10 protein-coding genes and 1 pseudogene are annotated in these 10,193 nt (G+C 69.2%); 7 read left to right on the plus strand and 4 right to left on the minus strand.

Annotated elements, in window-relative coordinates; genetic code table 11:
- The first annotated feature begins 147 nt into the window (after positions 1-147).
- The 3 genes from O3X23_RS41000 (at position 148) to O3X23_RS41010 (ending at position 3,141) form a co-directional block, all read left to right on the plus strand.
- Positions 148-795, plus strand: a complete 648-nt coding sequence (locus O3X23_RS41000) for an SGNH/GDSL hydrolase family protein (RefSeq protein ID WP_269279459.1) — start codon at positions 148-150, stop codon at positions 793-795.
- A 99-nt stretch (positions 796-894) separates the two neighbouring features.
- Entirely contained in the window at positions 895-2,589 is a 1,695-nt protein-coding gene (locus tag O3X23_RS41005) for a RecQ family ATP-dependent DNA helicase (RefSeq protein WP_269279462.1), read from the plus strand.
- A 42-nt stretch (positions 2,590-2,631) separates the two neighbouring features.
- Complete coding sequence (locus tag O3X23_RS41010) at positions 2,632-3,141, plus strand: GNAT family N-acetyltransferase (RefSeq protein ID WP_269279464.1); 510 nt, start codon at positions 2,632-2,634, stop codon at positions 3,139-3,141.
- A 45-nt stretch (positions 3,142-3,186) separates the two neighbouring features.
- On the opposite strand, the gene O3X23_RS41015 is transcribed toward O3X23_RS41010, so the two are convergent.
- Positions 3,187-4,314 carry a hypothetical protein gene (locus tag O3X23_RS41015; protein ID WP_269279466.1) on the minus strand — a complete coding sequence of 376 codons (1,128 nt, stop codon included), beginning with the start codon at positions 4,312-4,314 and terminating at the stop codon, positions 3,187-3,189.
- 118 nt (positions 4,315-4,432) lie between these two features.
- A complete protein-coding gene (locus O3X23_RS41020) occupies positions 4,433-4,783 on the minus strand; it encodes a winged helix-turn-helix transcriptional regulator (RefSeq protein WP_269279469.1) in 351 nt (116 codons plus the stop codon).
- Between the two features lie 76 nt (positions 4,784-4,859).
- Between O3X23_RS41020 and O3X23_RS41025 the strand changes: the two are divergent.
- Positions 4,860-5,496 (plus strand): annotated as a pseudogene (locus O3X23_RS41025) (NADPH-dependent F420 reductase).
- 175 nt (positions 5,497-5,671) lie between these two features.
- Here the strand turns inward: O3X23_RS41025 and O3X23_RS41030 are convergent.
- On the minus strand, positions 5,672-6,271 hold the full coding sequence (locus O3X23_RS41030; protein WP_269279472.1) for a TetR/AcrR family transcriptional regulator: 600 nt from the start codon (positions 6,269-6,271) through the stop codon (positions 5,672-5,674).
- Between the two features lie 103 nt (positions 6,272-6,374).
- On the opposite strand from O3X23_RS41030, the gene O3X23_RS41035 reads away from it, so the two are divergent.
- Positions 6,375-7,538: an epoxide hydrolase family protein gene (locus O3X23_RS41035; RefSeq protein WP_269279475.1), complete on the plus strand. Its 1,164-nt coding sequence runs from the start codon at positions 6,375-6,377 to the stop codon at positions 7,536-7,538.
- A 69-nt stretch (positions 7,539-7,607) separates the two neighbouring features.
- On the opposite strand, the gene O3X23_RS41040 is transcribed toward O3X23_RS41035, so the two are convergent.
- Positions 7,608-9,005, minus strand: a complete 1,398-nt coding sequence (locus O3X23_RS41040) for a DUF2079 domain-containing protein (protein WP_269279478.1) — start codon at positions 9,003-9,005, stop codon at positions 7,608-7,610.
- 93 nt (positions 9,006-9,098) lie between these two features.
- Here O3X23_RS41040 and O3X23_RS41045 point away from each other — a divergent pair, with 93 nt between their 5' ends.
- Complete coding sequence (locus O3X23_RS41045) at positions 9,099-9,776, plus strand: response regulator (protein WP_269279480.1); 678 nt, start codon at positions 9,099-9,101, stop codon at positions 9,774-9,776.
- On the plus strand, positions 9,769-10,193 hold a 425-nt coding region (locus O3X23_RS41050), incomplete at its 3' end, for a hypothetical protein (RefSeq protein ID WP_269279482.1). The genes O3X23_RS41045 and O3X23_RS41050, both read left to right, overlap by 8 nt.

The following is a 10,193-nucleotide window of genomic DNA, read 5'->3' on the forward strand; positions in this document are numbered from 1 at the left end:
ACCCCGCGGTGCTGGACCGCGAGGCCCGGACGCTGAGGCGCGCCGCGGAACGAACCTCCTCGATCCGGCGTAGTTGACTGTGATCCGGCGGGTCACGCAAGGGATGTCCCGTCGCCCGCCCGCCCCTACGACACCAGGACGGCAGACATGCATCTCCAGGACGACGACACCCTCCTGTTCATCGGCGACTCCATCACCGACGCGGGCCGCGACCGTGCGGATCCCGCAGCGCTCGGCGAGGGATACGTGCACGAGATCGCGCGGACTCTGCGCGAGCGCGCGCACGACGTGCCCGGCCCCCGCGTCATCAACAGGGGGATCAACGGCCACCGCGTGTACGACCTCGAATCCCGCTGGAACACCGACGTCATCGACCACCGGCCCACCGTCGTCACGGTCAAGATCGGCATCAACGACACCTGGCGACGCTACGACCAGGACGTTCTCAGCCCGGTTGACGAGTTCGAGGCGTGCCTGGACCGCCTGCTCGCGGCCACCGCGCGGAAGCTGTCCGCACGGCTGGTCGTCATCACCCCGTTCCTGCTGCCGGTCGGGCCGGACCAGGAACGCTGGTTCGAGGACCTGTCGCCGCGTACCGACGCCGTCCTGCGGGCAGCAGGGCGCAACGGAGCCCAGATGGTGCGCGCAGACCTCGTGCTGCCCCGCGCGGCGCAGGACCGGGAGCCCGCGGAACTGGCCCCGGACGGCGTCCACCCGAGCCCGCTGGGGCACCGGCTGATCGCCGACGCCTGGCTCGCCGAGGTCGATCCCATGGACCCGGACGCACGGCGGTAGCGGCGGCGCGGTACGAACGCGGGGTTCGGGGTAGTCGCCCGCCATCCGAACCCCCCCGCGGCCCGGCCTGCGGGCGGAGCCCGCGCCGAAGGAGCAACAATGATCAGGTCGCATTCTCGCCAACTCCAGCGGCGTGCCCGCGAGGTGTTCGGCTGGAAGCGGTTGCGTCCCGAGCAGCTGCCGGCCATGGAAGCGGTGATGCGACGCCGTGACACGCTGGTCGTCATGCCCACCGGGGCCGGCAAGTCGGCCGTCTACCAGGTTCCCGGGCTGCTGCTCGATGGGCCCACCGTGGTCGTCTCACCGCTGATCGCCCTGCAACGCGACCAGGTCCAGGGCCTCCTGCGCCGGGACGGCGCGGACGCCGCCGCGATCAACTCCACGCAGAGCGCGGGGGAGAACAGCGCGGTATGGGACCGCATCAGCGAGGGCGACATCGACTTCCTCTTCCTCGCGCCGGAACAGCTGGCCAAGGACGAGGTGATCGAGCAGCTCGCCGCCGTCCGACCCGCCTTGTTCGTGGTCGACGAAGCGCAGTGCGTGTCGTCCTGGGGGCATGACTTCCGGCCCGACTACCTGCGTCTGCGCCAGGTCATCCAGCGCATCGGACGTCCGCCGGTCCTGGCCCTGACCGCCAGTGCGGCAGCCCCGGTGCGGGCGGACATCATCGCCCAACTGGGCATGCGAGACGTCCACGAGATCGTCACCGGGTTCGACCGTCCCAACATCCACCTGGAAGTGATCCCCTTCCAGGACGAATCCCTCAAGCGCCGGGCCGTCATCGAGCGAGCCGCCGCCGAACCCAAACCGGGCCTGGTCTACGCGGCCACCCGGCGCGAGGCGGAGGACTACGCGCGGGAGCTGGGCGAGCTGGGCCTGGACGCCGCCGCCTACCACGCGGGTCTGCGCGCCGCGGAACGCACCGACGTCCACCACCGCTTCCTGGACGGCGGACTGGACGTCGTGGTGGCGACCTCGGCCTTCGGCATGGGCATCGACAAGCCCAACGTGCGCTTCGTCCTGCACGCCTCCGTCCCGGGCTCCCTGGACGCCTACTACCAGGAGATCGGCCGGGCAGGCCGCGACGGGGAACCGGCGCGCGCCATCCTCGCCTACCGCGCCCAGGATCTCGGCCTGCAGCGGTTCTTCGCCGCCGGCAGGCCCGATCCCGACACCGTCACCCAGGTCGCCCAGCAGCTCCAGACCCACCGGGCTCCCGTCTCGCCCAGCGAACTGCGCGAGGAGACGGACCTGACCGCCAGCCGACTGACCGCCGTCGTCAACCTCCTCGAACAGGTCGACGCGCTCAACACCACGGACGAGGGCAAACTCCAGCCGGTACCGGGCATCAGCGCGGCGCGCGCGGCCCGCGACGCGGAGGAACTGGCAGACGCCCGCCAGCAGCTCGAACGCAGCCGCGTGGACATGATGCGCGGGTACGCGGAGACCATCAGCTGTCGCCGCCGCTTCCTGCTGGGCTACTTCGGCCAGACCCAAGAGGGCGACTGCGGCTCCTGCGACCGGTGCGCCGCCGCCGAACTGCTCAAGGACGGCAACGCCGACCACCCCTGTGACGTACTCGCCGGCACCGGCGGCACCCCCGCGCCGCAACCCGTCACCGGCCCCCACCCCTTCGCCCCCGGGACGCACGTCAGCCACGAACAATGGGGCGAGGGCGCGGTGATGAGCGAGGAGGACGGGCGGATCACCGTCCTGTTCGACACCGTCGGCTATCGCACGCTGTCCCTCGCGGTGGTCCAGGAGAACGCGCTGCTGACACCCGCCACCACATAACCTCCTGGTTCCAGTTATCCCAGCGCACACGAAGAGGGGCCCATGAGGTTGCGTGATGTCTCACCGGACGATGTCGATGCCTACGTGCGGATGCGGTGCGATCCCGTCATGATGGCCGACCTCGGCGGCCCGCAGCCGTGCGAGGGAATGGCGGCCAAGGTGCGCCGGGACGCGGAGCAGGCGACCGCCGACCTCGCTTGGTTCAAGATGATCGTCCCCGATGCTGCCACTCCCGAAGTGGTGGCGGGAACGGTGACCCTCTCGTCCCACCCCACCGATGACGGACCCATCGCTGAAATCGGCTGGATGGTGCTCCCGCAGTTCCAAGGGCAAGGGCTGGGCAAGCGGGCTGTCCGCGCCCTCCTGGAGCGGGCCAGGGACGAGAACCGCTGGGGAGTCGTGCACGCTTTCCCGGCAACGGGCAATGCAGCCTCGAACGGGATCTGCCGCTCGGTCGGCTTCCACTTCGTGTCGGAGACCGACGTGCCCTTCGCCGGGCAGATCTTCCGGACCAACCACTGGTCGGTCGACCCGAGAACGGACCTGACCTGACAGCACCACGACAAGAGCACCGCATCCGCGCCGCCCATCCGCAGGTCACCATCCGCCCGCGGCTTCCCCCAGGCAGTCCAGGGCCTCGCGGAAGTCATCGAGGGCCGGCTTGAACTCGCGGGCGGCCGTGTGGAAGTTCGAGCGGTCGATGAGGACGCCGGCCAGTGTTCGTGTTCCATCCACCGGGTCGTGCTGAGACAGCCGGCGGCCCAGGTCCACTCCGTCGTCGTACAGGGAGCGCACTCGCTCCGCGAACAGGTGGGTGCGGTCCTCCCAGTAGACAGCGGAGCGGGCGGTGAGCGTTCGATGCAGCCGGACCAGTTCGGCCAGATGCTGGTCCGGATCTTCGGTGGCTTGCGCGGTCACGGCATCTATCTGTTCCCGCAGGGCAGGACGGCTGTCGAAGTACCATTGCTTCGCCCCGGGCGACCACTGCATGAGCGCCGCCCCTGACGGCGGACGCGGTCCATCGGACGCGGGATGCTCGCTGTCGGCGCCGGAGAATGACAGCAGCACCGCCCAGAACGTTGTCTGATAGCTACTCCAGGACTTTCGCTCACCTGTATCGGCCAGCTCTGTCAGGAGAGCAAGTGCTTCTTGCCGTGTTAGCGCTGCCTGCTCGACACGGCCGTACGTGTCGAGCATGGTTGCGTACCCGATGAGCGAGTAGAGATGACAGGCCATCGGGCCACGGTCGTTCGCGGCTTCGGCCGCCTCCATGCTGACGAGTGTCTCGAACGCGGTGAGCGCCTGGCCGGACCTGCCATCGCTGTGAAGAGCGGCGATCCACTCCAGGAGCGACCAGGTCAGATCCCCACTGACGGGGCCTTCGGACAGGGACGCTTCGATCAACTCGGTCATGGCATCAGCAGCCTCGGTATACCGGCCGGCCTCGGAAAGACCGCGAGCCCACGTATTCAGCCCTTTTACCACGGGGCCGGCGAACAGTTCGGCGTGCGCCCGCCCAATCGCGAGCATCTCGGCACGCATGGCGAGCCCTGCGGCGCGTCGGCCCAGGGTGTACAGCTCTCTCTGGCAGGTGTCGAGGGCCCCGTACAGAATCTCCGCGCGGGCGGGGTCGAGAGGTCCGATGAGGCGGGCCGCGGCCACCGCCTCCTCGCTCAACGCGAGACTGGCTGCATGCCTTTTGCCGGATCCGGTGTCGTAGGTCATGCGTTGCAGCGCCCTGGCCAGGAGCGGGAGGTACGAGGGCAGGGCTGACTTGGGCGAGCACCCGGTAGGCGCGAGATGCCGCGTCAAGGTGGGCAGGGAGAGGCCCCGTGTCGGGAGCTCACCCATCCATGCGTTCCTGGGCTGCCATGACCTCGTTGCCGTGCTCGAAGGCCCACGCCCCCAGTGCGTCGATCGGGTCGAGCAACGTCCGTCCCAGAGGCGTGAGTTCGTACTCGACACGAGGCGGCGCTTCGCCATAGGCATGGCGTGTCACCAGCCCGTTGAACTCCAGCCGCCGCAGCGTCTGGGTCAGGACCTTGGGGCTGATGCCGCCGATGCGCCCGCGCAGTTCGCCGGGGCGCCGGGGGCCGTCCCGCAGGACCCAGATCAGCACGGGGTTCCAGGTGTTGGACAGGAGGTCGAAGGCGAGGCGGGCGCGGCAGTCAGCGAGGTACGCGTCGGTCGTCACGTACCAAATGGTGCCTGACGGGTTTCCTAGTGTCGTCCCGAAAGCCGTTGGAGCAAATGCGGAGAGGGGCGTATCGATGAAGATCGGTGTGCTGGGAACAGGGAACATGGCGGACGCACTGGCCACCCCGTGGGCGCGGGCCGGGCACCAGGTGTTCGTCGGCGGCCGGGACGAGCAGAACGCCCGGCGGCTCGCGACACGCATAGGGGGCGGTGCGGGGCACGGGAGTCTGCGGGCAGCTGTCGGTTTCGGCGAGGTGGTGCTGGCGGCGCTGCCGTACGGCGTGGGAGCGGAGATCGTCAGGGAGCATCGGTCGGCACTGAAGGGGAAGGTCCTGCTCGACTGCGCGAATCCGGTCGGGCCCGGCTTCCGGCTCCTGACAGAAGGCGGCCCCTCCGCGGCCGGCCGACTGGCTGCGGCGGCACGAGGACGTGTGGCGGATGACCCCGCCGGTCTTCGACGGTCAGCCCCTGGCCGTTCCGATCTGCGGCGACGACGAGGCGGCACTCGCCCTGACACGCGAGCTCGTGCGGGACATGGGCTGTGAGCCGGTGGCCGGGGGCGGGCTGGACCGCGCCGGGTTGCTGGAGGCGACCGCCGCACTGTTCATCGGACTGTGGGTGGCGGAGCAGGCGGACGTACGGGCGATCGCGCCGCCGTTGGCCTATGCGACAGGTCCACGTGCGGGCTGCTCGGTCGCGGACGAGCACTGAGCGCGGAGAGCTTGCCGCTCAGCTCGGTGGTCGTCTTGCGGGCCGGGCAGACCGTTCCAGCCGACGACGGTCTCGTCCAATTCCGGGCAGCGCGGGTCGGCCTCCGATGTGGGTTCGCATTCCTGATGTCCCGATGTGAGCAGGGCGATCCGCAGCGCCGCTTCACTGCTGCGGGTCAGGGCTGGTCGCCCACGAGAGCGATTGCACGCGTCTCGGGAACTCCCAGCATCAGCAGGCTCGTGATCGTCGCTGCTCGGGCACCGAGGGTCCCGTTCGACAGGTGGCTGTCCGCGATGGCGAACACGACGCCGTAGGCAACCTGGCTCAGAATGCCCGCCGGCAGGTGCTGTGCGAACACATCGCTGTCCTGGCCTCGTTTCACGAGGTCGGCGAGGAGCTCATCGACGGGCCCGAGCAGGGCGTGGATCTCCTCGCTGTACTCGCCACGGCGCAGCGCCAACAGCACTCGGTACCGGTGCGCCACCGGCCAGACGCGGGCGATGAATTCGACCCACGTGGCGTCCGCTTCTGCGCCGGAGGCGTTGGCTTCGGAGAGCACGGCTGTCATCTCGGTGACGGCCCGTTCCGTGAGCGTCCGAACCAGGTCGAGGCGCGAGGGGAAATGGCCGTAGACCGTGCGACGGACGACGCCGGCAGCGGAGGCGATGTCGCCCATTCCGGCGTCGGGATTCTCTCCCAGCACATCGAGGGCGACGTCGAGGATGCGATCGCGCGTCTCGTTCATCGAGCGCACGCGGGAGGTCTCGGTAGGCATGACACCAGTGTTGCACACTGGTGTGCATTGAAGTAGATTGCACACCGGTGTGCAGCGGAGAGTTGCGCTGTGCTTCGAAGCTCGTGAGAGAGAGAAGAAGGCAATGACCGCACCAACGCCGCCGCCCCCGAACCTCATCCGCCCGTTCACCGTCTCGATCTCGGATTCGGAGATCGACGACCTCAGGCAGCGACTGGCCAGAACTCGATGGCCGGATCCGGAATCGGTGGGCGACTGGTCACAAGGGGTTCGTGTGAAGAACGCCAGATCTCTGATCGGCTACTGGGAGCGGGGCTACGACTGGCGGCGCTTCGAGTCCGAGCTCAATCGCTTCCCCCAATTCCTGACCGAGATTGATGGGCTGGACATCCACTTCATCCACGTCAGGTCCAAGAATCCCAACGCGATGCCGCTGATACTCACGCACGGATGGCCGGGCTCGATCGTCGAGTTCCTGAAACTGATCGGCCCGCTGACGGATCCGGTCTCGTTCGGAGGAGCCGCCGCCGATTCATTCGACGTCGTCGTCCCATCGCTCCCCGGGTTCGGGTTCTCCCAGAAGCCCACGGAGACCGGGTGGACCGTATCGCGCATCGCAAGCGCGTGGGTGGAACTGATGAAGCGTCTCGGCTACACGAGATGGGCCGCGCAAGGCGGGGATTGGGGTGCCGTCGTCACCACCGCGCTCGGGGCCATGCAACCCGAGGGGCTTGTCGGAGTTCACCTGAACACCCAGTACGCCTTTCCCGCACAGATACCCGACACCTTGTCGCCCGAACAGCGCTACGCCGTGGAGACCCTCGCCCTGTACACCGGCGATCTCGGTGGGTCGAACCACCTTCAGGGCACGAAGCCGCAGACTGTCGGATTCGCCCTGGCGGACTCACCCGCTGGTCAGGCAGCCTGGATCTACGAGAAGTTCCAGTCCAAGACCGACAACCTCGGGCTCGCCGAGGACGCCCTCAGCATGGACGACATGCTCGACGCGATATCCCTCTACTGGTTCACCAACAGCGCAGCGTCATCCGGCCGCATCTACTGGGAGAACAGATCGGCCACTCTCGCTGGTCCGAAGCTGACGCTTCCGGTCGCGGTGACCGTCTTCCCGAGGGACATCCCACGCCTGCCACGAAGCTGGATCGAAGACACCTACAGCAATTTGATCCACTACGGCGAGGCCGACATGGGCGGCCACTTCGCGGCCTTGGAACAGCCCGAGATTCTGGTCAGGGAAATCCGCACCGGCCTGCGCGCCGTTCGTTCCTGACGCCAACGCGCGAGCTCAGGAACGCACAATGGAGAGCACTTGCTTCGCCAGACGCTGGGCGGTGCTGCATCAGTTCCGCCGCAGTACCACGTAACCGTGCGCGGCGAAGACCTGGCGGAACCCGCTGACCTCGGACGGGCCGGGCTGGGTCCCGATCCCTGGGCGCTCGGTGTCGGAGACGATCCAGTCGACCGGCTGGCGGCGGATGTCGGTGATGTCCGGAGCGAAGAGGAAGACGGTGGCGCGGTCGGTGAGGTGGGGGGCGAGGTTCTGCGCGGCGGCGACCCGGGCGCCGTCGGGTATCAGGCCGACGGCTTGCCGAGCGGCGGTGATGCGCGGGGTGTCGGTCCAGAAGTCGGGGGTGACGATCCTGGCCAGCGGGAAGAGGGCGCCGATTGCGGCGGCGGTGAGTGCCACGGCGAGCGGGACGTGGCCGTGGAGCCGCGACGGCGCCTTGCCCCGAACGACCGCGTCGATCAGTGCGAAGAACACGATGGGCATGAGGACCGCCGAGTAGTGGAAGTAGAGGCCCCAGTACGAGGGGTTGTCCGACAACAGGCGCCAGGCGAGCGTTGGCAGGGCCAGGAGCAGCAGCGGGCTGCGGGCGGCGAGGAAGAGGGTGGGCAGGAGCGTCATGAGGACCGTCAGGGCCTTCGTGCCGCCGGCGGCCAGGGTGCCGGTTGCGTTGTGCGAGCCGAGGTAGACGTAGGCGCCGCCGGGGTTGAAATGCGGGATGAGGACCAACACGCTCAGCGCTGCCGCAGCGGGCCCCACCACACACAGCACCAGCGCCGCCCGGCGGGCGGGGCCCGGTCCCCGGCGCAGCAGGAGCAGTCCGAGGACCAGGACCGTGGCCCCCAGGTCCTCCTTGACCAGCAGCAGCGCCGATGCCCAGGCCGCGCAGGCGGTCCAGCGGCGGTCGAGGTAGGCGGCGAGTGCGAGGGCCAGCAGCGGCAGGGCGAAGGCCACTTCGTGGAAGTCGAAGCCAATGAGGTTCTGGATGCCCCAGCTGAGTGCGTACGCGGTGCCTGTCCACGGGCCGCCGCTGCACGTCACGACATACACGGACCACGCCGCCAGCGCGGCTTGGGCGATCAGCAGCGTCTCGACGTGCGGGAACAGCCCATAGAACGGGGCGAGGGTGGCGAGGACGGGATGGAAATGGTCCCCCAGCAGCGGGAACGCGACGTCCTGCAGTCCCGGACCGGCGGTCGCCGCGCGAATCTGTGAGGTAGGCGGGCGCAGGTCCGCGTAGGCACGGACGCCTTGGCCGAAGATGCCCAAGTCGTAGGCTCCGGTGTCGAATCGAGCGTGATGGCGCAGTGCGTAGAGGGCGTAGAGCGCGAATGACGCGAACCCCAGGGTGGTGGCGGCCGGGACCGCGCGGACGTGGCGCCGGAGGTGGCCGCGGGCGCGGGGTGCGGCGGTCATCGGAATGGCGGGAGGGGTGCCGGTGGTGGCGATCACGTGCTGACACTGCCTGTGACCTGCTGAGAGGAGGCTGAAGCTACCTGAAGATCGTTTCAGGAAGATCTTCGCGGTCCGGGGATACTGGCGAGCATGCGAGTGCTGGTGATCGAAGACGAGGAGCGGCTGGCCGCGTCCCTCAAGCGCGGCCTTCAGGCGGCCGGGTACGCCGTGGACGTCGCCCACGACGGCCGGATCGGACTGTGGATGGCGGGGGAGCACGCGTACGGCGCGATCATCCTCGACATCATGCTGCCCGGCCTCAACGGCTACCGGGTCTGCGCCCGCCTGCGCGGCGACGGCGTCAACACCCCCATCCTCATGCTCACCGCCAAGAACGGTGAGTACGACGAGGCCGAGGCGCTGGACACCGGCGCCGACGACTACCTGGCCAAGCCCTTCTCCTACGTCGTCCTCGAAGCCCGGCTCCGCGCCCTGCTGCGCCGCGGCGGCCCGCGGCTGCGTACCCAGCTGCGCCTGGGGGATCTGTGGCTCGATCCCGCCGCGCGGAGCTGCGGGCGCGGCGAACAGCGCATCAACCTCACCGCGAAGGAGTTCGCGGTGCTGGAGTGCCTGGCACGGCGGCCGGGCGAGGTCATCCCGAAGATCGACATCGTGGACGACGTCTGGGACGTGTCGTACGACGGAGACATCAACATCGTCGAGGTCTACGTCAGTGCCCTGCGGCGCAAGATCGACGCGCCCTTCCAGCGCGCGGCGATCGAGACGGTGCGCGGCGGCGGCTACCGACTGGCGGCCGACGGTGGGTGACACCCGCGCGGGCCGGGTCCGCCTCGCCGCGGTGGCGGGCCTCAGTACCCTCGCCGTGCTCTGCGCGGGTCTGGCGGCCCTTGTGCTGATCCGCTCCGTGCTGCCGCAGTCGACCGGCGGTGACCCCGATCTCGCCAGTCAGGCCCGCGTTCTCGCGCTCATCGAAGAGGTGGCGACGCCGGGAGCGCTGCTGGCCGCCGCACTCGTGGCCACCGCCACCTGGCAGCTGGGCGGGAGCTCGCGCGGCCGGGGCGCGGTGACGGCCGCCGCCGCGACCGCGCTGCTGGTGACCTTCGCCGACGCGCGCTGGCTGCCGGCCGTCGCCCTGTCCGACACCGACCTGTCGAACCGCCATGTGCCGTGGCCGGCCCTGGGCGCGGCTGCCACGGCCTCCGGGCTGCTCGTCGCCGCCATCAC

It is taken from the genome of Streptomyces sp. H39-S7 (assembly GCF_027158205.1).
In the GTDB taxonomy this organism is placed as follows: Bacteria; Actinomycetota; Actinomycetes; order Streptomycetales; family Streptomycetaceae; genus Actinacidiphila.